General features: G+C 70.2%; 31 protein-coding genes. 2 read left to right on the top strand and 29 right to left on the bottom strand.

Going from position 1 to position 21895, the window contains the following annotated elements:
- Both K8625_RS05560 and K8625_RS05555 read right to left on the bottom strand, forming a co-directional pair.
- Positions 1 to 306, bottom strand: a 306-nt coding sequence (locus tag K8625_RS05560) for a hypothetical protein (RefSeq protein WP_223782040.1), incomplete at its 3' end; no start/stop codon positions are given.
- A complete protein-coding gene (locus tag K8625_RS05555) occupies positions 303 to 1031 on the bottom strand; it encodes a terminase small subunit (RefSeq protein WP_223782039.1) in 729 nt (242 codons plus the stop codon). The genes K8625_RS05555 and K8625_RS05560, both read right to left, overlap by 4 nt.
- Positions 1032 to 1086: 55 nt before the next feature.
- On the opposite strand from K8625_RS05555, the gene K8625_RS05550 reads away from it, so the two are divergent.
- The gene (locus tag K8625_RS05550) at positions 1087 to 2148 is read left to right on the top strand and encodes a ParA family protein (protein WP_223782038.1); all 1062 of its coding nucleotides are present in this window, start codon (positions 1087 to 1089) and stop codon (positions 2146 to 2148) included.
- Between the two features lie 529 nt (positions 2149 to 2677).
- Here K8625_RS05550 and K8625_RS05545 read toward each other — a convergent pair.
- From K8625_RS05545 to K8625_RS05420, 26 genes are all read right to left on the bottom strand, one after another.
- Complete coding sequence (locus tag K8625_RS05545; protein ID WP_223782037.1) at positions 2678 to 3052, bottom strand: DUSAM domain-containing protein; 375 nt, start codon at positions 3050 to 3052, stop codon at positions 2678 to 2680.
- An 825-nt stretch (positions 3053 to 3877) separates the two neighbouring features.
- The gene (locus tag K8625_RS05535; RefSeq protein WP_223782035.1) at positions 3878 to 4384 is read right to left on the bottom strand and encodes a hypothetical protein; all 507 of its coding nucleotides are present in this window, start codon (positions 4382 to 4384) and stop codon (positions 3878 to 3880) included.
- Positions 4381 to 4923 (bottom strand): hypothetical protein, encoded by a 543-nt coding sequence (locus tag K8625_RS05530; RefSeq protein ID WP_223782034.1) that lies wholly within the window; start codon positions 4921 to 4923, stop codon positions 4381 to 4383. Before K8625_RS05530 ends, K8625_RS05535 begins: the two co-directional genes overlap by 4 nt.
- On the bottom strand, positions 4920 to 5225 hold the full coding sequence (locus tag K8625_RS05525) for a hypothetical protein (RefSeq protein WP_223782033.1): 306 nt from the start codon (positions 5223 to 5225) through the stop codon (positions 4920 to 4922). Before K8625_RS05525 ends, K8625_RS05530 begins: the two co-directional genes overlap by 4 nt.
- The gene (locus K8625_RS05520) at positions 5209 to 5451 is read right to left on the bottom strand and encodes a hypothetical protein (protein WP_223782032.1); all 243 of its coding nucleotides are present in this window, start codon (positions 5449 to 5451) and stop codon (positions 5209 to 5211) included. The genes K8625_RS05525 and K8625_RS05520 overlap by 17 nt, the downstream gene beginning before the upstream one ends.
- On the bottom strand, positions 5448 to 5570 hold the full coding sequence (locus K8625_RS43650) for a hypothetical protein (protein WP_255665439.1): 123 nt from the start codon (positions 5568 to 5570) through the stop codon (positions 5448 to 5450). The genes K8625_RS05520 and K8625_RS43650 overlap by 4 nt, the downstream gene beginning before the upstream one ends.
- Positions 5571 to 5632: 62 nt before the next feature.
- On the bottom strand, positions 5633 to 5959 hold the full coding sequence (locus tag K8625_RS05515; RefSeq protein ID WP_223782031.1) for a hypothetical protein: 327 nt from the start codon (positions 5957 to 5959) through the stop codon (positions 5633 to 5635).
- A gap of 155 nt (positions 5960 to 6114) precedes the next feature.
- Entirely contained in the window at positions 6115 to 6447 is a 333-nt protein-coding gene (locus K8625_RS05510; protein ID WP_223782030.1) for a hypothetical protein, read from the bottom strand.
- The gene (locus K8625_RS05505) at positions 6444 to 6923 is read right to left on the bottom strand and encodes a hypothetical protein (RefSeq protein ID WP_223782029.1); all 480 of its coding nucleotides are present in this window, start codon (positions 6921 to 6923) and stop codon (positions 6444 to 6446) included. The genes K8625_RS05510 and K8625_RS05505 overlap by 4 nt, the downstream gene beginning before the upstream one ends.
- Positions 6920 to 7111 carry a hypothetical protein gene (locus K8625_RS05500; protein ID WP_223782028.1) on the bottom strand — a complete coding sequence of 64 codons (192 nt, stop codon included), beginning with the start codon at positions 7109 to 7111 and terminating at the stop codon, positions 6920 to 6922. The genes K8625_RS05505 and K8625_RS05500 overlap by 4 nt, the downstream gene beginning before the upstream one ends.
- A complete protein-coding gene (locus K8625_RS05495; RefSeq protein ID WP_223782027.1) occupies positions 7108 to 7923 on the bottom strand; it encodes a hypothetical protein in 816 nt (271 codons plus the stop codon). Before K8625_RS05495 ends, K8625_RS05500 begins: the two co-directional genes overlap by 4 nt.
- A complete protein-coding gene (locus K8625_RS05490; protein WP_223782026.1) occupies positions 7920 to 9650 on the bottom strand; it encodes a hypothetical protein in 1731 nt (576 codons plus the stop codon). The genes K8625_RS05495 and K8625_RS05490 overlap by 4 nt, the downstream gene beginning before the upstream one ends.
- Before the next feature lie 456 nt (positions 9651 to 10106).
- On the bottom strand, positions 10107 to 11831 hold the full coding sequence (locus K8625_RS05485; protein WP_223782025.1) for a DEAD/DEAH box helicase: 1725 nt from the start codon (positions 11829 to 11831) through the stop codon (positions 10107 to 10109).
- Positions 11828 to 12199 (bottom strand): hypothetical protein, encoded by a 372-nt coding sequence (locus K8625_RS05480; RefSeq protein WP_223782024.1) that lies wholly within the window; start codon positions 12197 to 12199, stop codon positions 11828 to 11830. The genes K8625_RS05485 and K8625_RS05480 overlap by 4 nt, the downstream gene beginning before the upstream one ends.
- Entirely contained in the window at positions 12196 to 13734 is a 1539-nt protein-coding gene (locus K8625_RS05475; RefSeq protein ID WP_223782023.1) for a DNA cytosine methyltransferase, read from the bottom strand. Before K8625_RS05475 ends, K8625_RS05480 begins: the two co-directional genes overlap by 4 nt.
- Before the next feature lie 178 nt (positions 13735 to 13912).
- Positions 13913 to 14665 (bottom strand): hypothetical protein, encoded by a 753-nt coding sequence (locus tag K8625_RS05470; RefSeq protein ID WP_223782022.1) that lies wholly within the window; start codon positions 14663 to 14665, stop codon positions 13913 to 13915.
- A complete protein-coding gene (locus tag K8625_RS05465) occupies positions 14658 to 15020 on the bottom strand; it encodes a helix-turn-helix transcriptional regulator (protein WP_223782021.1) in 363 nt (120 codons plus the stop codon). The genes K8625_RS05470 and K8625_RS05465 overlap by 8 nt, the downstream gene beginning before the upstream one ends.
- Positions 15017 to 15271, bottom strand: a complete 255-nt coding sequence (locus K8625_RS05460) for a hypothetical protein (protein WP_223782020.1) — start codon at positions 15269 to 15271, stop codon at positions 15017 to 15019. The genes K8625_RS05465 and K8625_RS05460 overlap by 4 nt, the downstream gene beginning before the upstream one ends.
- Positions 15268 to 15609, bottom strand: coding sequence for a hypothetical protein (locus K8625_RS05455; protein WP_223782019.1), 342 nt, complete (start codon positions 15607 to 15609; stop codon positions 15268 to 15270). The genes K8625_RS05460 and K8625_RS05455 overlap by 4 nt, the downstream gene beginning before the upstream one ends.
- On the bottom strand, positions 15606 to 16235 hold the full coding sequence (locus tag K8625_RS05450; protein ID WP_223782018.1) for a hypothetical protein: 630 nt from the start codon (positions 16233 to 16235) through the stop codon (positions 15606 to 15608). Before K8625_RS05450 ends, K8625_RS05455 begins: the two co-directional genes overlap by 4 nt.
- Positions 16232 to 16447, bottom strand: coding sequence for a hypothetical protein (locus tag K8625_RS05445; protein WP_223782017.1), 216 nt, complete (start codon positions 16445 to 16447; stop codon positions 16232 to 16234). Before K8625_RS05445 ends, K8625_RS05450 begins: the two co-directional genes overlap by 4 nt.
- Positions 16444 to 16767, bottom strand: coding sequence for a hypothetical protein (locus K8625_RS05440; RefSeq protein ID WP_223782016.1), 324 nt, complete (start codon positions 16765 to 16767; stop codon positions 16444 to 16446). Before K8625_RS05440 ends, K8625_RS05445 begins: the two co-directional genes overlap by 4 nt.
- The gene (locus K8625_RS05435) at positions 16764 to 17447 is read right to left on the bottom strand and encodes a PP2C family serine/threonine-protein phosphatase (protein ID WP_223782015.1); all 684 of its coding nucleotides are present in this window, start codon (positions 17445 to 17447) and stop codon (positions 16764 to 16766) included. The genes K8625_RS05440 and K8625_RS05435 overlap by 4 nt, the downstream gene beginning before the upstream one ends.
- A complete protein-coding gene (locus K8625_RS05430) occupies positions 17440 to 17838 on the bottom strand; it encodes a hypothetical protein (RefSeq protein WP_223782014.1) in 399 nt (132 codons plus the stop codon). The genes K8625_RS05435 and K8625_RS05430 overlap by 8 nt, the downstream gene beginning before the upstream one ends.
- Positions 17835 to 18062, bottom strand: coding sequence for a hypothetical protein (locus K8625_RS05425; protein WP_141330909.1), 228 nt, complete (start codon positions 18060 to 18062; stop codon positions 17835 to 17837). Before K8625_RS05425 ends, K8625_RS05430 begins: the two co-directional genes overlap by 4 nt.
- Before the next feature lie 436 nt (positions 18063 to 18498).
- The gene (locus tag K8625_RS05420; protein ID WP_223745494.1) at positions 18499 to 19590 is read right to left on the bottom strand and encodes a response regulator transcription factor; all 1092 of its coding nucleotides are present in this window, start codon (positions 19588 to 19590) and stop codon (positions 18499 to 18501) included.
- Between the two features lie 240 nt (positions 19591 to 19830).
- On the opposite strand from K8625_RS05420, the gene K8625_RS05415 reads away from it, so the two are divergent.
- On the top strand, positions 19831 to 20448 hold the full coding sequence (locus K8625_RS05415; RefSeq protein ID WP_223782013.1) for an RICIN domain-containing protein: 618 nt from the start codon (positions 19831 to 19833) through the stop codon (positions 20446 to 20448).
- A 4-nt stretch (positions 20449 to 20452) separates the two neighbouring features.
- Here K8625_RS05415 and K8625_RS05410 read toward each other — a convergent pair whose 3' ends face one another.
- Complete coding sequence (locus tag K8625_RS05410) at positions 20453 to 21853, bottom strand: hypothetical protein (protein WP_223782012.1); 1401 nt, start codon at positions 21851 to 21853, stop codon at positions 20453 to 20455.
- Positions 21854 to 21895: the final 42 nt, after the last annotated feature.

The raw sequence follows: 21895 nt of genomic DNA, 5'->3' as shown, positions 1-21895 counted from the left end.
CCTCCCCGTCTTCCGGAGCTGCGCCTCCAGCCTCTCGTGCAGGTACAGCTGGGCCTTGTTCAGCTTCAGCCGCGGCAACGCCGCCCCGGACACCTCCTTCGGGCGAATCCGCAGGCACTTCTCCGCGTAGTGCGGGAAGTCGTCCTTCAGGCGCTGACGGATGGCCTTCTCGCGCGGCGACAGCTCCTCTTGCGCGTCCTGCGCCACGGGCCGCCCACCACGCCCCCTCAGCTCGCGTGGCTGACGGCGCCGGGCCACCTGCGTCCGGAGCGAGGGACTCTTCCGCGCCTGCCGGGCCGCGCTCACTCCAGCTCCCCCAGCGCTTCCTCGTGGCTCTTCTTCACCTCCGTCAGCTCCAGCTTGTCGGTGAAGAGCTTCAGGTACTTGCCCAGCAACTCCAGCGACTTGTCCTTCGGCCAGAGCTTCAGTTTCGTGATCGTGCCGACTTGGACGCGCTCATCGCCCTTCCCCGCGAACAGCGCCTCCACCTCGATGCTGGAGATGGCCCGGCGGAAGTCCTCGGGCATGTCCTTCAGCGGCAGCACCGCCCCGCCCTCGCCCCCCCCCTGGCCGATGTCGGAGAACGCGAGGCGCTTCAGCTCGCGCAGCACATCGGCGACCTCGACCAGGACCGCGTCCTGAACCGCCTCCTCGAGCGCGGCCTGGCCGGACTCCACAGCCGCCAAGACCTTGGCATTTCTCAACAGGCGGGAGCCCTGCGACTCCGCCGAGTCCTTGGAGTACCCAGCGCGGATGGCGGCCTGCGTCGAGTTGGAGTCCTTCAGGTACTCCCGGACGAAGGCCCGCTGCTTCGCCGTCAGCGCATGCGAAGGCCCGGACGGGTCGGCCCTAGGATTTCCAATGTCGCGATGGGTGGAGCGCTCTCGTGCCACGTCCCCATCTTTGGAACTCACGCGGACGGCGTCCGTCCGTCGCAACGAGACGCTCCACCATTCGAACGCTAGAAAAAACTCGCTGTCAGGGCCCGCGACCCCTCTCGTCACCACCTGCATGGTCTGCTTGACCTGCATGGCCTGCTTGACCTGCAATGAATGCAGTGTCACTATGAGCGAAAGGAGCTACACGATGTCCACCAACGGTCTTGACGGTGTTCTTGAGCGGTTCGCCGCTATCGCTGGGGGTACGCATGTCCCGGGGCCCACGGAGCGATTCGAGTCGTACGCGGTCAGCAACTTCCGGGGAGGTATCGGGAAGACGACCCTCACCTTCAATCTCGCCTTCGAGCTCTCCCGGGAGAGATCGACGTTGTTGCTCGACCTCTGTCCCCAGCGCAGCTTTTCCGAGCTTCTTCTCGGAGACGACGTCGATCATTCGGGCCCCACCGTCTTCGACGCCCTCTTGCCGAAGGTGATGCCCGGCACCGACGAGCCGGACTACCAGGAGCTGATCCACCGCGTTTCAGTTACCTGCCCCGCCTTCAAGGGGGGCAAGGCCTGCTCGCTGGTGTCAGGTGCCAAGGAACTCTTCCTCTTCCCGTCGAGCTTCTACAACGCCCTAAATCAGGTGGCGTCGCTGTCTGATGGGAAGAAGATTAAGCAGGGCAGCAACCGGATTCTGTCTGCTCTCGCTGACGTCATCGACGAGGTCAAGACAACCACCAAGGCGTCAAAGACCCTTATCGATACGAGCCCGTTCTTCGGCGGAGGTACGCACCTCGCGTGGTCTGCGGTCGAAGCGCTCATCATTCCAGTCCGCGTGGACCAGCAGTCCATTGATGCACTGGAGCTCACGCTGGACATGCTGAAGAACCCGACCATGGACTTCATGCGCCTGAACGAACGAGCCGGTCGAACGTCGGTCCCGAAGGTTCATGCCATTGCGCTGACCCACTGTGGGTGGGCTCGTCAACAGGAGTTCACGCCTGACCAGTCGACCAAGGCGTTCGTTTCGAAGGTTCTCGACATCGCGCATGAGAATTCGGATCTCTTCTCGGCCCCCAATCCTGCCGACTGCATCTTCCTCATGGATGACTTCCACTCGGCTGGACGCATTAGCGGTAACAAGCGGATCCCGCTCTCGCATCTTGAGGTCGGGAAGTTCTTCACGATTGAGGGGATGCGCCTCCAAGTGAACGATTCGCTTGATCGCTACGTGAACGAGGTTCGCGCTCTCGCCGGCATCCTCTAACAGTCGCGTGTATCGCCGCTTCCGGCGAGGTACTTGCCGGAAGCCGGCAGCATCAGCACGCGCATCCCGGCCCCTGGTGGCACGTGTTCCCCTTCGGGATGCACGAGTCGCCACACGGCTTGCTGGTGCTCCCGCAGCGCCTGCAACACGTGCCGCCGCCGCTCCCTCCTCCCCCGCTCGAGGAGGATTCACAGGTGAAGGAGTCGCGATCGCATGGCCTGCCCCGGGGGCAGTTCTCGAAGAGCGCCCAGGAGCCACCAGCCGACGACGGTGCGCACCGAGGGACGTCCCCCTCGCCGCACGTCAGCGTGCCCACGCCGTCGCAGGTGTCTCCGACCTTCGTCTCCATGTCGCAGCCCTGCAGCGTCAACGCGGCCACCAGCAACACCAACAGCCTGGTCATGGTCCCCCCGTCAGGTGCATGGAACGAGCGCATGCTTCCATCAGCGAGCGCGCCCCACAACCTGGGGTCGCCCAGGGTGCAGGGACGGGTCTTATTGCCGAGTCGAGGCGCCACCAGCGGACAGCGTTACGGATCGTCCATCATGTCGTCCAACTGTCCCTGGGCCAAGTCTCGGTAGTACGGCACCACCTCGACGGCCAGCACGTCACGCATCTGCTGTCGGGCGCTGTCGAAGTCCCCTTCCCGCTGCAGGCGCCACATGACGTGGAGAGCATCCGTCAGGCGATTGGAGCCGTCGGTGATGCGCCGAGCAGACTCGCGCAGGAGCTCCATGGCCCCGCTCTCCGTCGCCAGTGCAGCCTGAGCGTCGCGGATGGCCACCTCTTTCGCCGTTCTCAGAAGGAGTGCGCGCACATCCTCCGTCAACACCAGTGGAGCACCAGCGCGCAGCACCTGGTGAGAGAGCGCGCGGAACGGGTCCCAATCGGGGCGATCAGCCATGGGGACTCACTTCCTCTTCCGCTTCGGCTCGCACATGTCGATGGGCCATTCGTGTTGGCCTTCGCACCGACGCATGCAGTCATAACAGGGACCAGAGAAAAGTCCGTCCTGGCAGTCGCCGTAGGCCCGAATACACCGCCGCTTCCATTCCGGGAGGGACTCATTGTGCGAGTCGTCCCACTCCGCTGGGTTGGAGGCAGCTTGGCCTCCTGCCATCAAGGTGGCCGCCTCGGATGCGGTAAGCCCACATGCCTCGGGATTGCCCCGGCTCTTCTGGAGACAGCACGAGACGGTGTCCGTGCAGGCCGCCTGCGCGTAGTAGTCGCGGCGCGCCGAAGAGTGCGCCGAACCGGAACACCCTGGGGTCAGGAGTGCCCATGCAAAGGCACACAATGTCCCCGCAAGCCGCTTTGACATGAATTACAGCCTATTCAGCCCAGTCAGACCTGTCTATGTCGTCTTCACTTCGGGTCGGGCTTTGCCGCTTCCCCGGCCACAGCTCGAGCTGGCCCTCCGCAGGCTTCTTCCGTGCCCGCGGTGGCGGGGCTGGCTCTGGGCGCAGCAGCAGTCCGCGGGAGTAGGAGATGGAGGCCTTCCGGAGCCGGTCCTTCGCCCGCGCGAACTCCTCCTCGTCGTCTCCCGCGTCCGCGTACGCCAGAGCGGCGGCGGTGAGCCTGTCCCAGGGGTTGGCGTACGTCTCCGCCAGCGGGGTGGACAGGGGCTGGCCCCGCGTCGCGCGCTTAGCATGGGCGTGGCATAGCTTCCGGCGTAGCGCAGCCTCGCGCGTGCATCCGTCCACCGTGCAGGGCTCGGAAGGACACGGCGTCATGCCCCATGGCCCTCCTGGGCAGTCGACACCGGGGGCGGCACGCCCAGGCGCTGGCACAGCTCCCGGACTCCCGCGCGGAGGGCGTCGAGCTGAACCGCGAGGCGCAGGCGCCCCACCTCGAAGTCCACACGCGCCTCGGCGGCCAGCTCCGCCTCGCCCTCTCCGCCCGCGGCAGCACGGCGCGCGTCCTTTTCCAGGTGCCAGTCGTGGATGTAGGCGTTGAGACAGGCGGGCGTCCTGCACACGAAGCGCTGCAGCCCGACGAGCTTGCCCTCGCAGTACACGCACAGCCCGGCCGGGACTTCCGCGCGCAGCACACGGATGAAACGCGGCTTCTCCTTCACGGGCCTCCCCGGGTGGCGCTCGCGCTCGCGACGCCGCCGGGTGGCGCGCCTCCGACACCTCGGCCCGCAGTAGTCCCGGGGGTTGTCGGCGACCAGGGCGGCGGCGCAGTTCTCGTCGGCGCAGACTCGCGGGCGCGGCACCTCCGCACACGGCGTCACGGCGTGCCTCCCCTCCGGTACGCGGGCGTCACGAGGTCCGCCCAGGAGCGGGCCTTCCCCTCCGACTTCGTCGCCTTCATGGTGGCCGTCCTCGCCTTCCTGGGCGCGCGCGCGGGACGCGCCCGAGGCGCCAGTGCCACAGGAGGCGGCGGGGGCGCCACAGCCTCCTGTGCGCGGACGGCCGCGATGAGCTCGTCCTCGCCCCAGGACAGCTCCACCAGCACGGACGGCTCTCCCTGCGCTTGTGCGTACAACCACCGCACCAGGGGTGAGGCATCGTCCAACCGGAGCTGCCGGGCCACCTCGTCGCGGACGCTCTTCAGCGCGGCAGGGAGGTTGTCTCCACCGTCCAGGAGCTGCGGCGAGACGCGCGTGAGGCGCACCGCCAGCACCACGGGCCCCGTCCACCCGGGCCATAGCAGCTCGAGCGCCTGGCGCTGCCCCTTCGCCCGCCGCGCGCGGGCCATGTGGTGCTCCCGGGTGTTGGTGGGGTTCTTCGTGCCCACCGGCACCTCGAAAACAAGGCGCGAGCAGCTCACGCGTCCCCTCCCTTCGGCGCCCACTGGCGCTCGACCGCGGCGAACAACTCGCCCACGCGCGCGTAGACGTCGTCCCACACGTCCCGGGCGATGACGGTGCCCTCGGGGAGGACGCCGGCCGCGGCCTCGAGCCCGGCCACGGCCTCCGACATGGCCTGGGTGTGCGGGTTGCCCAGGCGCTGCTGCTCGGCGACGTAGGCGCGGGAGACATGGGCGACGACGGCGGCGTTGCCCGCGTTGTACGGCCCGGCGGCAAGTCGCGGCGGGTGCCTCTGCGTGCTGGCTCTACTGCATCTGTTCATGGGTGCCTGCCTTCCCCGCGCACCGCGGCACGAACCCGGACTCGAAGGCCCGCCAGTGCTCTCCGAGCTTCTTCTCGCCCAGCACCAGGGCGCGGCCGTGCCGGTACAAGTACAGACTCTTCGTGAGCGAGTCGCGCACGCGCTCCGTCTCGCAGTGCTCGCAGCGTTGCACCGGCAGACCGCCCCACATGGACTCGGTCGCCTTCCAGCGGTGGCGTGTCTTCACCGCGCGCCTCCCGTGTCCGCCTGCTCCGCCAGCGAGCGGCACCCGCGCGTCCCGTGGACGAGCCCGCCCAGAGCCACCATCGTGAAGAACACCACCAGGAACCAGCTCCTCTTCGTCACGACGTGCCTCCCTCCTTCGTTGGACTGCCTTCACTCTGTGATGCGGATGCGGACACACCAGCTCATCGTGAGAGGACCTCCAGCACGACACGCACAGCCCACTTCCCGGGCGCCCCGCGGTGCCGCTCCAGCAGCTCTGCCAGCACCTGGGACTTCCACTCCTCCGCCGGTAACCACCCGCCCGCGCTCCCTGCGTTGCAGTCGTAGACGGACAGCACCCCACCGTCCCGGTGCAGGCCCACCCAGTGCGTGTGCCGGTACTGGGCGCGCTCCGGCGCGCTGTCCCACGTGCCCCGGAGCTGGAGGAAGGCCACCCCGTGGACGTCTCCGCGCGGCATGCCCTGCTGGACGCGGTGGTGCAGCCCCTGGGCGGCGAGTGCGGCCGCCATGCTGGTGGGCGTCGTCCAGGGCTTCGCGGGGAAGCTGGGGGAAGGCCGCGCGCACCAGGCGCAGGGGCACGCCCAACACCGCGGCGAGGGCGGAAGGCCCGCAGTTGGCCTTCCACGCGCCGTTGGCCTCGAGGAGGTCCGGTGGTGAGTAGAGCTCACGGCACGGCGTCATGCGGCGCCTCCTGGTGGAGCAACTCGGCGGCGGGGCTGCCCTCCGCGCGCAGCTTCACGAGCGCGTCCTCCAGCCGGAGGAAGGTGTGGATGGCCCGGGTGGTGACGTCGTAGACGGCGACGGCGTCCTGGGTGCCCAGGCGGACGAGGTGCCAGCTCCTGGACTCGGACTGGCTCCACAACCGCCGCGCGCGCCCGCCCTCGATGTCGTCCACCAGCCGGGCCAGGGCCCGCGAGGTGAGGGCAACGCGGAAGCGGATGGAGGCGTGCCGCTTCGCGCAGCGGGCCGCGCCCCGGGCACGTGCGTCTGTCGTCATGGGAAGCACTCCTCGGAGAGCAACGCGCCGTCGGGCGAGAGGAGCAGCGTGCGCCCTGGCCAGCCCTCGTCACGGCAGAGGCTAACCATGTGCCGCGTACCTCTTCCGAGGCCCGGGTCCGTGTGCGCGGCCACCCAGCCCACGGTGTAGCCGCGCCGTGCGTACCCGCGGAGGGCCTCCCGCATCAGCTCGTTCCGCGCGCGCCCCGCGCGCCTTTCCATGCCCTTCCAGTCCGCGCGAAAGCGGTCCACGCCCTCGCGGCGGAAGCGGGGCCACTCGACGGACGCCGCCACCTCCCACAGCCAGTCCGCGCCGAAGGCATCGGGCGCGTCGTCGCGTCGCGGCTCCCCTGCTCCGTGAACGAGCTGCACCTCCGACGCGCGGGCGAAGCGCCGGACGTACGCGCGAAGCGCCGGCAGGTGCGCCAGCGTCAGGCCCGAGGAGCCGCAGACGAGGAGTGCCCGGCGGCACGTCATGCCCAGCCTCCTACGGGCCAGATGGAGCGCCACCAGCCGAGCATGGCCCTGTATCGGCGCATCATGGACACGAGCCACCGCGCCTTCGCGAACTCGCGCGCCCCGTGGCGCCACGCGCGGAGTCGGCGCGCCTCCCGGGTGTTGTGAGCCCAGATGAGGTCCAGCAACACGAAGAGGAGCGGGCTCAAGGCGTCCCCCCGCGGCGCAAGTCGCGCGTGCCGCAGTCGTGCAGCAGGAAGGTGCCCTGGCGGCACATGCGCGAGACGACGCGGGCGCCCACGTGCTCGGAGAAGTCGCTGCCGGCACGCTCGGCGTCGCGCCGGACGGAGAGGTTGGTGGTGTAGGCCGTCACCATGCCCGGCCTGTCCCGCCGGTCCACGAGCTCTTCCAGCAACTCGCGGTGGCGAGGCCCCACCACCTCCCCCGGCAGTCCGCCCAAGTCATCCAGCACCAGCACGCGCGCGCGGTGGGCACGCTGGAGGAGGAACCTGTCCTCCGTCTCGTAGTCGCTGACGCGCTTGAGCTGCGACCAGCGGAGGAAGAGCCCCGCGGACGCATCCCACTCCTGCAGGCGCTGGCCCGTGCGCGTCTCCGTGCGGACAGCCGCGTGGAAGAGGTGACACGCACCCGTCGTCTTCCCAACGCCAGTGCCCCCGGACAGCAGCAGGGTGCGCAACCCCTGCTGGAGGAGCTGGCGCGCGGCGCGGAGGGCGGGCGTCTCCAGCACCTTGTCCCCGGAGAGGGCCACCACCGCCTCCGCCGGCGCGCCGCACAGCTTCAGGTGCAGGGGCCACGCGTCCACCTGGGCGGCCTGGTGCCGTGCCCGCTCCGCAGCCTCGAGCCGCTGGAGCTCCAGCTCCCGTTGCTTCCAGCCCGCCTCGAGCTGGCCCAACCCCGGGGCGGAGTGTTGCCGGGCCTGCGCCATGCCCCTGCGCAGCAGGTCCGCCAGCCGCTGGGGGCCCTGCCGCTGCGCCGCGGGCGTCTCGTTGTCGCTATTCATAGGCTGTCTACCCTCCCTTCCTCGTAGTCGTTGTTGTTGAGCGGGCGCCCCGGAGCGCGCGCGGGCGCGGCCCTCTCCTCGGGCGCGGCGTTGTCGTTCCACTTCCGCGCCAAGTCAGTCAGGTGGTCGCAGCGCTGCTTGAAGCGCGCGCGCAGCCCGTTGCTCAGCCGGCGGAGAATCTCCGGGACGCCCCCGGCGCCGGCCAGGGAGAGCAGCGTCCGGGACGCGTCGTCGTCCGCGCGGCCGCGCCAGTGGTAGTCGCAGCCCTTCGCCTCGCGGAAGACACGCGCCACCCCGTCCGGAAGGGACTCTGCGGGCGACTCCTGCTGGGGCGGCAGCTCGAATGGGAGGGTGTCTCCGGGCTCGGACACCAGGGCCGGGGGCGCGGACGGCACTTCCTCCTCGTCCTCTTCCCCCGGGACGACGAAGCGCAGCCCGACCAGGCCTTGGGCGGCCAGGAGCGCCTGCAGCACGGCGCGGTAGTGCTCCTCTGCCCACCCGCGGGCGAACCTGTCCCTCACCTCGACGACGAGGTGCCCGTCCTCCACCGTCACCGGGCGCGCGGACTGGAGCTGCTTCAGCGCCTCCACCATCCTCCGGGCCTTCAGGACATCCAGGACGCGGCCCCATGCGCGCACCGCCTCGGTGCCCTCGGGCACGTCCTCGAGGCACACGGAGACGCCGGGCTCCTCCTCGGGCACAGGCGCCTCCGGCAGCGGGTCCAGACTCCATGCGCCGCTGAGGAGCTGCTCGGCCACCTCCGCACCGGCGCGCGTCCGTCCCAGCACCCAGACGACGTTCGCGCGCATGCGGCTGTCCAGCTCGCCTCGGCACACCGGGGAGCGCGGGACGCGGGCGAACACGTCCCGCCACACCGCGAGGGGGTGGCGCGCGAGGGCAGACAGCGCGTCGTCCAGCATCTGCACGGAGGTGCGCTCACCCCAGCCGTAGAAGCCATGCGGCGCCACCAGCGTGTTCCAGGCCTCGCGCAGCGCCCGGACGTCCGGCGGGAGGCTCTCCGGCTTGCGGTGCTCGCGCAGCTCCAGCCCCATGTCACGCTGCGCCTGCGTGACACCGCGCCGCGCGCCCCTCCTCTTCCCGGCTGAGGGAGGGGGAGGAAGGGGTGAATTGTCGGCTGTCACGCTGTCGCGCTGACTGTCACGCTGGGCGTCACGCTCCCGTTGGAGCCGCTTCCTCAGCGTCGCAGGCTTCGGAAATTCTTCGGCTTTTCCCTCCCCCCCTCCCCCCTCCACCAGTTGCGTCACGCTGGCTGTCACGCTGCTGGAGGGGGTGTCACGCGGACTGTCACGCTGCATCAGCGTGACAGGGCTTGCGGGCTGCGTGACAGGCGCGACGACGGGCGCGGAGATGGACTCGGCAGCCGGGGGCTGTGCAGGGCGCGCACCAGCCCACGGGGCCAGCAGCGCGATGGCCTGGCGCCAGCCTTGGTCGACGCCGGCCGCGTAGCTCTCCGCGCGCAGCCGGGCCTCGCGCTCCGCCAGCAGCTGCGCGCGCAGCTCTGCCACCTGCTGCTGGGCGCAGGGGCACGCCTCGGCGAAGAAGTCGGGCGGCACACCCGAGTCCTCGCCGCGCGCGCGGGCGCCACTCCCCGGAGGGGGAATCACCTGCTGGGCCTGCGCCTCGGAGACGAGCTGGCCGCTCAACAGGCGCACCATGCCCGGCGGCACCTCGGACTCCGGCGGCGTGAGGGGGTTGCAGGCGGGCATGACTACGGGACCTCAAGGTGGACGGGCACGGAAGGAAGAAGGGGCGACGGCTGGGTGCAGCAGAACGGAGGGATGGGCTGGTGGCTGCACCCCGTGCGGAAGGGGGCGCCGTGCATGCACCTGGGCCACGTCGCCGACTCCCGGAAGTACACCGGCGCGGGCGTGGGCGAGTGGTACGCACGTCGCCCCATCTCAGTGAGCGCATCCCCTGCCCACTGGCGGTGGCACTCAGGACACACAGTCAGGCGCAAGCAGCGACTCATGCGGCACCTCCGAGTGGCCACAGGGAGCGCCACCAGCCGAGGCGAAGCAGGGCCCGCCGAACCTCTCGGCGCTCAAGCACGAGACGTCGGCGGTCCCCGGCCTGCCGGCTGATGTTCGCGTTGCCGCGCCACCACACGACGAGCGACTGGAGACCATCGTCAGCTAGCAGGAAAAGCAGCACGAGGTCGCGGCTCACGCTGCCCTCCGGTTCTTGAGGAAGGCCTCGGCCAGGCGCCGCACGCGGTGCTCATCCGTCTCCAGCTTCTCCATGAGGCTGGCCTGCGGATCGCGGATGCCCTCCATCTGGTCGCGCTTGATGCCCAGCACGTCGGCCACCACGGGGTCCGAGCCGCTGTCGGAGACGAGGAAGTGGGCCATGACGGGGTCCGCCTGCCCGTCGCGGTGGACGCGCCCGCACGCCTGCTCGTGGACACCCGGGCTCCAGTCCAGCTCGCCGAACACCACCGTGCGGCAGGACTGCTGCAGCCCGTCCAGGCCCGCGCCCGCGCGCAGCGACATGATGAGGATGGGCGTCGCCCCGGACTTGAAGCGCTGAGCCTCCGCCTCCTTCTGCGCGGGTGACTCCTGGCCTGTGAAGATGGCCGGGGAGAACTCCCGGAGGCGCTCCTGCCACAGCCGGTACACCTCGTGGTGCCAGCCGTAGAGCAGCACGCGCTCGCCGTTCTCAACCAGCATGCGCACGAAGTCCGCGACGAAGGGGGCCTTCGCGATGCCCGTGGCCTGCCGAAGGCGCCAGGAGAGCTCTCCGGAGGCGTGCAGCCTGTCCTCGGGCTTCACCCCGCCCTGCGCGAGGATGATGCGCGCCAGCTCCGCCGCCTTGTCCTCGACGGCGTCCAGCACCTTGGTGTCCGAGTCCACGGTGTGGAGGACGCGCGTGAGGGCGGGCAGCTCGCGGCCCACGTCCGCGCGCGTCCGGCGAAGCATGAGCCCCGTGTCCCGGAGGTACGTGCCGAAGGCCCGCGGGTCCTTGAAGGACAGCTTGTCCTCCACGCCCGTGCACCACTCGCGGCTGAACTCCTCGCGCGTGCCCAGCAAACCGGGCTTGAGCGCGTCGAGGACATGAAACATCTCCCCGCCGTAGTTGTAGATGGGGGTGGCCGATAGGCCGATGACGAAGCTCGCGCGCTCAGCAAGGTAGTGCGCAGCGCGGTACTTCTCCGAGTCAGGCCCCCGGCGCAACTCCTGGCACTCGTCGAAGACGATGGTGCGCACGCCCGCGCTGACCAGCGTCTCCGCCCAGCCGGACAGCTTGTGGTAGTTGAGGACGAGGACGTCCGGCCACGGCAGCTTTCGCCCGCCCCTCCCCTGCGTGACTTCCTCCGGCGTCGCCTTCTTCGCGACGTGGACGCGCAGCCGGGGCAGGAAGCGCGCCAGCTCCCGCTGCCACTGGCGTGGCAGGTGCGTCAGCGTCACCACCACCGCGGGCAAGGTGCGCGTGTCCGTGAAGGCCGTCAGCGCGCTGGCTGTCTTCCCCAGTCCCACGTCGTCCGCCAGCAGCAGGTGCTGCATGCGCAGGAACATGTCCGCCGCGCGCCGCTGGTACTCGCGCGGAGGGACATTCATTTGGAAGTCAGGCGCCTGGTACTCCGAGGAGAGCAGCTCGGCGACGGCGGCTTCACGCCGCGCATGCTCCCGCGCCCCGCGCTTGAGGAAGGCCTGCGCGTCCTTGCCCACCACCTCCAGCGGGTAGCGCTGGATGAACCACTCCAGCTCCCGCGCCGTCTCCTCCGTCGCCGCGAGCAGCACCTCGCCCACGTCGCCCTTGTTGGCCCTGTCGAAGACGCGCTTGATGCGCAGCGACACGTGCGGCTCGCACTGGATGACCCAGGCAGGCCTCTCACCGCCGCGCGCGCCCAGCTTCCGACTCTCCAGACGCACAGTCCCGAAGCACTTCACAGCAGACCTCCTCGCAGTACAGCGACACGGACGGGCTTGCCGCGCAGGTGCGCCGGCAGGCCGTCATGGTGAGAACGGGTGGTGACGAGCAGGAGGCCGTGGACTTCCTCCCGCTCCGCGTAGTCCAGGAGCTGCCGGGTGACGGCGGAGATGCTTCCCTCCACCTTCACCTCGAGCCCCAGGTGGCCCAGCAGGAAGTCGATGCGGCCCGCCTCGCCCAGCGTCACCTCGCGGTGGAACGACACCCCCGCGCCGGCGAGGACCTGCGCCAGCGCGGACTGCAACTGCGCCTCTCCGGTGCAGCGGTAGCGGTGGGCCAGGACGAGCGAGCGCAGTTGGCCCAACTCCTCGATGAGAGGCGTGCTCATGCCGCCCTCCTGCGCACAGCGGCGCCGCCGACATTCGCCCGGACGACAGCCGCCGCCGCGTCCGGGCACACGCTATTGCCGATGAGGCGGACCTTGTCTGCCTTCGACGTGGCCGCGCTCAAGTCGTAGCCCTCGGCGTGGTCCCCGAACTGGGCACGGAGGAGTTCGCTCGGCTCCAGCATCCGGAGGCCGATGTCGACGAGCTGGTAGTCGACGGAGGCGACCGTCACCAAGCCGAGGCGGGCCTTGGTGGTGATGGTCCGGAGGGGCTCCGTCAAGCGCTGCCCTTCGCTCCCCTCCCCGTAGTACGCGGACAGGAAGGCGCGGACCTCGCTCACGTGATTGGGAGCCGCAGCCTCGGGGCGCTCGAACGCGACGGCCGCGAGGTGATGGTGGTCCTGGGTGGTGATGGTGTCCAAGGGCCCGTCAACGCGGATGCCCGGCGATGCGTGTCCCCCGTAGCCCTTCGCGACGAAGGATGCCGCGAGGCGATGCTCTCGGAGGAAGGCGCTCACCAGGGCGTGCTTGCGCCCCTGGGCCATGATGGTGCCCAGCGGCGCGTGCAGGTCCAGCGTTCGCGCGGCCTGCCCCTTCCGCTCCCCATAGCCAACCTGGATGAGCGTGGGCGCGACGAGCGCGTGGCGAGCCTTCGTCACGATGGTGGAGAGCGGCTCGTCCACAGGACGCGCGGTGTCCCGCGTGCTCTGTTGGTCGATGGTGAGGACAAACGGCGCGGGATTCTCGAACACGTACTTGCGGATGCCCTGCGCGACGCGCCGGAGCGTGTTCGGCACGAGCGGCTTCCGCCGTCCGAAGATGCTCTGGACGGGGATGGACCAGTCGATGCACTCAGCAGCGGTCCGCACGGGCAGGAGCCCAGGCCCGTGGGTCGGCGCAGGCCAGGAGACGGGGAGTCCGTCCCGGCGTGCCACGAGGAAGAGCCGCTTTCGCTTCGTCGGCGCCCCGTGCTCGCTCGCCGTGATGAGTCGCCAGTCGACGCTGTACCCGATCAGCCGCAACTCACCGACGAACCGCTGGAAGTCCTCACCCGCGCGCTCGGGGATGGGCATATCGATGAGCTGGTCCCCTTCCTTGAGGACGCGCCCGTCGGGCATGACGTAGCCCACCGTGTACAACGGGCCCCAGTCGACGAACTCCTCGACGTTCTCCAGGAATATGAACTGCGGCTCCACGTCGCGCGCGTAGTGCGTCACGACGAAGGCCAGCGAGCGGATGTCCTTGCGCCTGGGCTTGGCACCCTTCGCCTTCGAGAAGTGGGTGCAGTCCGGGGACGCCCACAGAATCCACACGCGCTTTCCGCGACGCTTCGCGAGCGCAACCACCTGCCGCGGCGGCGTCTTCCACACGTTCTCCGGCCTGCAGATGGTGGTGGTGTGGTTGGCCTTGTAGACGGCCATCGCCACCGGGTCGTGGTTGAGGGCGATGTCCGGCTCCCGTCCGACGGCAGCGGCGATGCCAGTGCCCGCGCCACCGCCACCGGCGAACAGGTCGATGATGAGCCCCTGGTCCGTCATGGAGAACTCCGGCGGAGCGCGGTGACCACCAGGAAGGCTCCGCCGAGGAAGAGGACGAGGGCCACCAGCCCCCACCCTCCAGCTCCGACGTACGCGCAGGCGCGCCACTCAGCGTGGGCATGCGCAGCGGCAACGCCACACAGGGCCGCGGCAAGGGTGGCGAGGAGGAGACGGCGGCTCACCACCGGCCCTCCTTGAGGCGCTCCACCTTCGCGCGCTCGTCTCGGAGGCGAGCCCGCCAGAAGGAGCGAATCGCGTCATCGAAGGCGAAGGCGTGCTCAACGAAGCGGGCGCCGCGCACCGTGGCCTTGCCGCCGCAGTACGCGCACTCCATTGCGCACTCGGGGATTCCAGCCTGGCCCTGCTGGAGAGCCTCATTCAGCGCAGCCGAGGACACCGGCACCATGGCGGCGTTGCCGCACGCCTTGCACTTCGCGATGAGAGTCGAGTCGTCGGACAACCCTCCGAGCGCTACGAGCCCCCGGTCATCAACTGCACCAGGAGCTCGCCGAGCGCGCCGCATCTCGTCCCGCACGCGCACCAGGACGTCTTCGCGCAACGTCCACAGCCCCTGGGCCCCGCGGCACGGCACCGGGGTAATGGGCGTCGCATCCGCGAGCCACAGGCCCGTGTCGCCCATGTACCAGCGGCTCTCCCGGTGCTTGGTGCCACGTGTCACGGCCTCCACACGCGCCACGCCGATGATGGCGCCCGCCGGGTGCTCGTTCTCCGGAGGCACGACGAGGCCGAACTCCTCAGCCATCGCCTGCGCGTTGTCCTCGTCCCACGTCTTGCCGTTGTGGATGGCCAGCCAGGAGTCCACTGGCGGCGCGGGGAAGTTCGCACCACGGTTCTCCACGTCCTTGCCGGCGTGGAAGATGGCCCATCCCCAGGGCCGCCACAGCGTGAGTCCGCGGATGCGCTCAGCCATGCCCGCCCCCCTCCCGCGCCGGGAACAGCACCCTGGCCACGGACTCGATCTGGCCCACCTGCGCGGCGGAGAGCCCGCGGTACGTGATGAAGGAGCGCAGCCCAGCGCTCACGTCCCCCTCCTGAGGAGCGTTTTCCGGCGACAGCAGGGCCACCAGCGGCACGGCCAGTGCTTCGGACAGGGCCACCAGCGTCTGGAGGTGCGGCGCACGCTCGCCGCGCTCGAGCATGGACAGGTACGAGACGCTGATGTCAGCCCGCTCCGCGAGTTCCTCCTGAGTCAACTTGCGCTCGGCGCGCTGCTTCTGGAGGTACTTCCCCACCTGCTTGACCAACGACTTCGTGTTCTCGTTCACGGAGACCTCGGGGTAGTGCTGGCGCGCGCGCGGTTGCTGGCGCGGCGCACCGGAGGGAGAGACAGCGCTTCGACAGGGGCGGCGCTCACCAGTCCGATGCCGGCGAGCGCCAGGAAGTCGACCGCAGCGAGGAGCCAGCAGGCGCCGGCCTCGCGCGGGTGGTACTGCTGGAGGCTCGCGCCCAGCCACACCAGGACACCGGCGGACACCGCGAGCGCAACGCAGAGGGCGACGACGAAGGCGGGCTTCATGGTGCCCCCTCGTTGACGCGGTTGTACTCGTCGAAGCGCGCCGTCTGCTCTCTCAGGCACCGAGCCCGTGCGGCACGACCGTCCTCCGTCACCCGGAGGCTCCGGTGCCGGCGCTTCCGCAGCGCGACGAGCCCCCGCGCCGCCAGACGACGCAGGACGTCCGCCGCGCCGTTGGGGGACTTCCAGCCGAAGCGCTCGGCCAGCTCGTGGACACTGGGCGGCTCTCCGCGCGCGGCGATGAAGGCGCAGGTGTAGACGAGGACGGCGAGCTGGAGGCTCGTCGGCTGACCGCGCGCGGAGCCGTGCTCCGGCAGCGGCCGAGGGTTGCACGCCGTCATGCCACCCTCCTCTCCCACGCGGGCGTCATGGACGCGGCCCAACGGACGGCGGCCTTCTCCGCGTCGTTGAGGAGCTGGTGCGCGCGCTGCTTCGTCGCCCCCAGCTCCGCTCCGATTTCCTCGAGCGTGTCCCCCTGCAGATGCAGCAGGTACGTCTGCACCGCCTTGACGCGCGTGGGCTCGCGCAGCCCGGCCCGGAAGTGCAGGCACATCCGCTCGCCGATGGTGGCGCCCAGGCGGTGGGCTTCGGCCAGCCGCTCCTGCGACGGGGCGACGGTGGCGCCGAGCACGTCGTCGAGCGGCACGTACTTTCCAGCCACGGGCCTGCCGTCCTCGTCACGGACAGCGCCAACGAGGGACAACCAGCCGCGCGCCACGTCTCGGCGGATGTGCCGCTTGGCGAAGGTGCGGTAGCTGGCACCACCCTCCGGGTGCCAGCGCTGGGCCGCCGCCATCGCCCCCATCCACGCGTAGGTGGAGAGGTCATCCTCGAAGCCGCGCGCGGCCTCATGACGACGGACGAAGGAGTGGACGCACCACCAGACGACCTTCTCGGCCGTCAGCACCAGCTTCTGCTCCACCTCGGTGAGCGGGCGCCGGGTGTACTTCGCGGAAGGCTTGCTCACGGACGCCTCCTCACCGGGCGCCGGCCCAGGCTGAAGCTGCGGGGCGTCCTCGCGCGGCGAAGCTCTCCCACCAGGGCAGCCCTGGCGTCGTCCATGGCCTCCCCGCGGGTGGCCGCGTGCGCCTCCACCTCGGCGCCGGAGGCGCGCAGAGTGACGACGTGGCCCAAGGGACCGCGCGTGGAGATGCTGGCGAAGTGGGCGGAGCAGCTCATCGCGCACCGCCCTTCAGCGCCGCGAGCAGCCCCTCGGCGAGGGTGCGCACAGCCTCCTCAGCCATGCCTTGGGCCTGAAGCAGCGTCCCGGTCTCGGCCATGAAGCCGCTCGTGATGAGCCAGCCACGCCCACCCTGGGACGACGCCCCGTCGTGCAGCCCCCAGCGCCACAAGTCACTGCGCCGGGCTGGCGGGTCGACGTAGAGGGTGTGGCGAGGCCCGCACGCCGCGCACCGCGAGGCGCCTTCCGGGTCCCAGTCGAGTGGCCGCCACTCCAGCCGCAAGTCCTTGCGCGTGTAGCGCTTCATCCGCGGACTCACGTGGCACCTCCCACGCGCACCACCAGGGCCGTGCAGTTGTCACGGCTGCCCGCGTCCAGCGCGCGGCGCACCAGCACCGCGGCCGCCCAGAGCGCGCCGAAGGTGGGCAGCTCGGCCAGCACCTCGCGGAGGGCGTCGTGCTCGAGCGTGTCGCCCACCCCGTCCGTGACGAGGAGCCACACGTCTCCGGGCATGGACTCCAACACCTGGACGTCGGAATCCGCCGAGCAGTCAGGGGACGTCGCGCCCAGGCAGCGATTGAGGACGTGCCGCTCTTCCCGGTGGTCCTCGGTGAGCTGCTCCAGCGCGCCACCGCGCAGCCGGTACACCCGAGAGTCACCCACGTGGGCCACCACGGCCTGCGTGCCCGACAGCACCAGCAGGGCCAGCGTCGTGCAGCCTCCGGTGCCCAGCACCACTCGGTTGGCGGCGGACACCGCGTTGCGCGCGAGGGCGTCCAGCGCGGGCGCCGCCTCGGCCGTCGGGAGCTGCGCGAGCCCCACCACTGAGTCCACGGCGGCCTGACTGGCCACGTCCCCGTTGGGGTGCCCGCCCAGCCCGTCCGCCACGGCGAAGACGGACACCACGGGGCCCACCTCGTGGCCCAGGGCGTCTTCCTGGTTGGTGCGCGGCCCGCGCTCCGTGCAGCCGGCCGCGTCGAAAGAAAGGCGCTCAGCCATGGCTGGCCTCCATGTCGGCCACGCCGCGCGCCTGGGCGTCTTCGATGCGCCGCTGCCCCTCGTTGCGGCAGGCCCCGACGAAGGCCGCGCAGTAGGAGGTGCTGGCGTCGGGGTTGTCCTTCCGCGCGCAGGCCAACTCGTCCGCGCCGGCCAGCGTGTTGCTCATGTCCCGCCAGCACACGACGCACCCACTCCGGGGGCGCTCGCGCACCAACTCAACCAGCACCATCAGCGTCCGGGGACGGGCGAAGACGTCCCGCTGGCGCGACGTGAGGTGCAGCCACGCCACAGCGCCGAACGCGCCGGCCGGCGGTGCGGCCACGATGCGGCGAGGGGGCCTCGTTGCGCGAGGCGCGCGCATGCCATTCTTCAGGTCGACGGCGGCGCTCATCGTGCGCCCCGCCTCTTCGACTTGGCGCCCGGCGCTGTGGACACACGGGCCAGGTTGCGCAGAGCGACGACATAGGCCTCGAGCAACGAGCCCGCCTCGGCGGGCTCGGCCGCGTCGTGCTGCACGCGCCAGCGGCCGTCAGGGGTCCGCTCCTGGACGGTGGTGAAACGGTCGGGGACGGTGCCCGACGTCGCGGACGTGGGGACACTCCTGGCCTTGGACATGACAACTCCTTCGGGAGATGCGAACGACAAGAAAGGGGGGAGGGATGACCCGCTACTGGCGCGTGACGCCGAGCAGAACCAGACACGTGGGGCAAGACCGCCAGGATGCGGTCACGCCGTGCTCACGGTGGTACAGGGGCATCAGCACCGGCAGTGCCGCCAGGAGCGCAGAAGCAGAGGGCGCCTGCGTGTTCGGCGCGTGCTCAACTGCGCTCAACTGGACCGGCACTCCATCAACAACATCAACAGCCACGGCATCGGAAGTACCCGAAATGACGCCTCGGGCAACTCCATCAATCTCAGTCAACTGCTTGACTTTCTCCAAGAAGATGAAGGCCCTGGGCCTCCGGCGCGGCCAATCCGAGACGTAACCCCAAGCGTCGTCACAAATGTTTCAGCGCCACCATGCTGAAACATTTTCAAACACACTGTTGTCTCAAGCCCCTCGCGCGACGCCTTGGGGCCCCGCGGACATGCCCACGAGTTGGGCGATGAACTCGCGGCGGCTGCGGACCCTGGCCTTGGTGAAGATGGCCTTCAGGTGGTCCTGCACCGTCGCCGGGGTGATGGCCAGCGTCCGGGCGATGGTGTCCGTGGTGTGCCCCTGGGCCACCAGGATGGCCACGTCCTGCTCACGGGCCGTCAGCCCCAGGCTCATCAGGGCCATGGGCAACACCTCCGCGGGCGTGGCGGGCGCCACGACGATGGCGACCTGCCCGTCCGGACGCCCCTCCAGCAGGGACGCATGCAGCGTGAGCCACTGCCCCGTGCGCGTCCTCACCCTGGAGCGCGACGGCACGTCCCTGCGCCCCGCCGCGCCCAGGCCCCGGGCATGCTCGGCCACGGTGATGACCCCGGACGGCACCCCCGTCGACGACGGTGACGTCTCCGCGAGCTCCGCCAGCACCGCCTCCGCCCTCGGGTCCGCCGACATCAACTGCCCCCGGGGCCCCAGCACCGCGATGCCCGGCAGCGGCTGCCCCTCCCCCTTCGGCACCGTGCCCTGGTACGAACGCCACAACATCTGCCCGATGTGCGCGGAGAAGCGCTCCATCATCCCCAGCTCCCGCTCCGTGTAGGGCCCCCGGTCCGTCGCGCGGAGGAACGTCGCCGCGCCCCAACACCCCGAGGGCAAGTCGAAGTTCACCCGAAGCTCGTCCCCGAAGCCGAAGGGCGCGATGAGCTCGCGGTAGCGCGCGCTCTCGTCGAGCTTCTCCCCCGCCGCCCTCCGCAACGAGCCCACCCGCTGCCCGGACGCCCGCAGCCCCGCGAACGTCAAGGGCTCCGGCGCCCACAACTCCAGATACGCCGCCCGCTCGAACCCCCGCGGGTCCAGGTTCTCCATCACCGTCGACGTCACCAGCCCCGTCGCCGGGTCCGTGCCATGCCAACAACTCGCATCCACTCCCAGGGGCTCGCGAAGCAAGACATTCAGCCGCGTGAACAACTCCCCCAAGGGGAGCTCCGCTTCGGACAGCTCACGCAAGGCGCCCAACAACTCTCGCTCCATCCGGGAACGCGTCACCATTCCCTGACAATATCCAGCCCAGACAAGAATTCCCCACTTTTCTGGGATAGACGCGCCCGACGGGGCCAACGCACCCTGTCGGCAATCCCTGTCCCTCGTGGAGGAGCCGTGCGCAATCACCCCCGTGGTCGCGTGACGATTCGCGTTGTCGCCCGGAGTGCGGCCTTGGCACTCTGCGCGTCTGTCCCCGCGGATGTGAGCCCCCTGACAGTCCTGCATCAACAACAACAGCAATACTGCATGAAGCCAGCCATCGGGACTCCCGGCGGCAATGTCAGCGCCGCGCCTTGTCATGCCTCGGGGCTCGACTGGGAATTCGAGCCGGTGCGGGGAACCCAGGCCCACCGGGAGCGCATCCGGAATGGAAGTTTCTGTCTGGGTGCTCGCGGGCGACGTCTGGTCTCCGCGCGCTGTGATGACAGTCTCGAGCAGCAATGGGTCATCACCCCGTTCGAGACACCCGGCGCCCCTCCGCCTCCGGGGTTCCGGGGCATCCAGCTGAAGAGCGCCGCGACGGGGGAATGCGTGGAGGGGGCGCCGGAGCCCGTGGGAGGGGCGCGCATCCGCCTCCACCCGGAATGTCAGCCGCACCCCTCGCAGCAATGGAACGTCCATCGCTCGGTGTTCGAGCGGCTCCTCGTGGAAGCGCCCCCCGAGGCCCCCCGCGCCCCGCGACGAGCACTCCTGGCGTCCGGCCAGAGCGAGCGCCTCCAGTTCTACGCGGACGAGGGCCGCACCCTCCTGGTGGGATGGCGCGGCAGGGATTGCCTCGGTGCCCAGACGTCCTGGGGCGTGTCGTCCCCCCATGAGACGCGCGTGACGGCCCCCTGCCCGCACGAGGCAGGGGCCCTGGAGTGACGGCTCAGAGCGGTTCGGCCGCCGCGCAGCTCGGCGACGCGCTCTCCGCCACCTGACGCGTCAAGGACTTGCGGCTCGCGTCGGTGAACGGGGACACGCCCATCACCAGACACGTCCGGTAGAGCAGCGCCTTGCTCGCGGGGAAGGCGTCGATGGCCGTGCTGAAGTCGTTGTTGAAGTACACCGAGGTGAACGCCGAGCCGTAGAACGGGCTGGAGCCCCAGGCGAACTTCTTGCCCGTCACGCCCGTGGCCGCGTTGAGCCCGCTGTACTGCGCGGACTGGAACGGCCACTCGCCCGCGGAGAAGCCGTCGCTCAGCAGCGCCCGCCCCGTGGCGGCCTTCGTCGCGCCGTTGTTGGTGCTGTAGCCGCCGTAGACCAGCCCCGTGTCCTGGCCCAGCTTCAGCTCGACCAGGCCCAGCTCGTACAACACGCCCGTACCCGAGTGGCGCGCGAGCAGCGCGTGGTACTTGCGCGTGGCGCCGATGGGCTCGTTCCACGTCCAGTTCGCCTGGGTGGTCAGCACACCCGCCACCGGTGCCTGCGTGGTGAAGTGGTTGCGCGTGTCGCCCCACTGCACGTTGCTCAGCGGCGCCTGCGGGTCGGCGTCCGCGAACTCGACGACACCGTAGGGGCCTCGCATATCGAACGAGAGCTGCCCCGCCGTCGCCTCGCCCAGGTCCAGCCGGATGTCCAGGCGCGGGAAGTCGACGCCCTTCTGGAAGACCCAGCGCAGGGTGAGCGGCACCAGGAACTTCTGGTGGGACGCGGTGGCGGCCGGCGTCGCCGCGGTGACGTCCGCCATGGCCACCCGGGTGCCCCACTTCGGATAGGTCGTCGTGAAGGTGTGGCTGGCGGAGGTGCTCGCCGGGAGGATGGACGAGGGGACACCCCGCACCGCGAAGCCATACCCGAGCGGCGAGTCGTCCTCGCCGTTCAGCCCCGCGATGGTGCCGGACGCGCCGTTGTCGAACTGGCGGTACAGCTCATGGCCCACGAAGTAGCCGAAGCCGCGCTCGCCGCCGCCCGTGCCATCCACCGTCACCGTGCGCCAGTCGGCGCCCGCGGCGACCTGATAGGTCATCTGGACCGCGTACCCGCCATTGCCCGCGGCGGTCTGCCGCTTCAGCGACAACGTCCTCGGGCGCCCCTTCGAGTCCGTCCACGTGTAGCGGTCCACGTCGACGCCCCCCACCACGGCGGACTCGCGAGAGACACCGTCCCCCTGCTCGAAGGCGGGCACCTCGGGCCCCGCGTCCGGGGTGCCCGCGTCCGGCGTCCCCGCGTCACCACCGCCGGCATCCGGGCTGCCCGCATCGTCCTTCGAGTCACTGGAGCCGCAGGCACACAGACACAGCGCCGTCGCCAGGAGCGTCACCTCGAGCCACCGCTGATTCATTCGCATCCGTCGCGGTTATCACGCCTCACGGTGCGTCGACATCCGCCG

Source organism: Myxococcus sp. AS-1-15 (assembly GCF_020037055.1).
GTDB classification, from domain to species: domain Bacteria; phylum Myxococcota; class Myxococcia; order Myxococcales; family Myxococcaceae; genus Myxococcus; species Myxococcus fulvus.
This window is presented reverse-complemented; position numbering and strand designations above follow the sequence as displayed.

Bases quoted from the DNA above. Each gene is read 5' to 3' on its own strand.
- K8625_RS05555 (WP_223782039.1), bottom strand. From the start codon at position 1,031: ATGCAGGTCAAGCAGACCATGCAGGTGGTGACGAGAGGGGTCGCGGGC.
- K8625_RS05550 (WP_223782038.1), top strand. From the start codon at position 1,087: ATGTCCACCAACGGTCTTGACGGTGTTCTTGAGCGGTTCGCCGCTATC.
- K8625_RS05545 (WP_223782037.1), bottom strand. From the start codon at position 3,052: ATGGCTGATCGCCCCGATTGGGACCCGTTCCGCGCGCTCTCTCACCAG.
- K8625_RS05525 (WP_223782033.1), bottom strand. From the start codon at position 5,225: ATGAACAGATGCAGTAGAGCCAGCACGCAGAGGCACCCGCCGCGACTT.
- K8625_RS05515 (WP_223782031.1), bottom strand. From the start codon at position 5,959: ATGGCGGCCGCACTCGCCGCCCAGGGGCTGCACCACCGCGTCCAGCAG.
- K8625_RS05510 (WP_223782030.1), bottom strand. From the start codon at position 6,447: ATGACGACAGACGCACGTGCCCGGGGCGCGGCCCGCTGCGCGAAGCGG.
- K8625_RS05505 (WP_223782029.1), bottom strand. From the start codon at position 6,923: ATGACGTGCCGCCGGGCACTCCTCGTCTGCGGCTCCTCGGGCCTGACG.
- K8625_RS05495 (WP_223782027.1), bottom strand. From the start codon at position 7,923: ATGAATAGCGACAACGAGACGCCCGCGGCGCAGCGGCAGGGCCCCCAG.
- K8625_RS05490 (WP_223782026.1), bottom strand. From the start codon at position 9,650: ATGCCCGCCTGCAACCCCCTCACGCCGCCGGAGTCCGAGGTGCCGCCG.
- K8625_RS05480 (WP_223782024.1), bottom strand. From the start codon at position 12,199: ATGAGCACGCCTCTCATCGAGGAGTTGGGCCAACTGCGCTCGCTCGTC.
- K8625_RS05475 (WP_223782023.1), bottom strand. From the start codon at position 13,734: ATGACGGACCAGGGGCTCATCATCGACCTGTTCGCCGGTGGCGGTGGC.
- K8625_RS05470 (WP_223782022.1), bottom strand. From the start codon at position 14,665: ATGGCTGAGCGCATCCGCGGACTCACGCTGTGGCGGCCCTGGGGATGG.
- K8625_RS05460 (WP_223782020.1), bottom strand. From the start codon at position 15,271: ATGAAGCCCGCCTTCGTCGTCGCCCTCTGCGTTGCGCTCGCGGTGTCC.
- K8625_RS05455 (WP_223782019.1), bottom strand. From the start codon at position 15,609: ATGACGGCGTGCAACCCTCGGCCGCTGCCGGAGCACGGCTCCGCGCGC.
- K8625_RS05445 (WP_223782017.1), bottom strand. From the start codon at position 16,447: ATGAGCTGCTCCGCCCACTTCGCCAGCATCTCCACGCGCGGTCCCTTG.
- K8625_RS05435 (WP_223782015.1), bottom strand. From the start codon at position 17,447: ATGGCTGAGCGCCTTTCTTTCGACGCGGCCGGCTGCACGGAGCGCGGG.
- K8625_RS05430 (WP_223782014.1), bottom strand. From the start codon at position 17,838: ATGAGCGCCGCCGTCGACCTGAAGAATGGCATGCGCGCGCCTCGCGCA.
- K8625_RS05425 (WP_141330909.1), bottom strand. From the start codon at position 18,062: ATGTCCAAGGCCAGGAGTGTCCCCACGTCCGCGACGTCGGGCACCGTC.
- K8625_RS05420 (WP_223745494.1), bottom strand. From the start codon at position 19,590: ATGGTGACGCGTTCCCGGATGGAGCGAGAGTTGTTGGGCGCCTTGCGT.
- K8625_RS05415 (WP_223782013.1), top strand. From the start codon at position 19,831: ATGAAGCCAGCCATCGGGACTCCCGGCGGCAATGTCAGCGCCGCGCCT.
- K8625_RS05410 (WP_223782012.1), bottom strand. From the start codon at position 21,853: ATGCGAATGAATCAGCGGTGGCTCGAGGTGACGCTCCTGGCGACGGCG.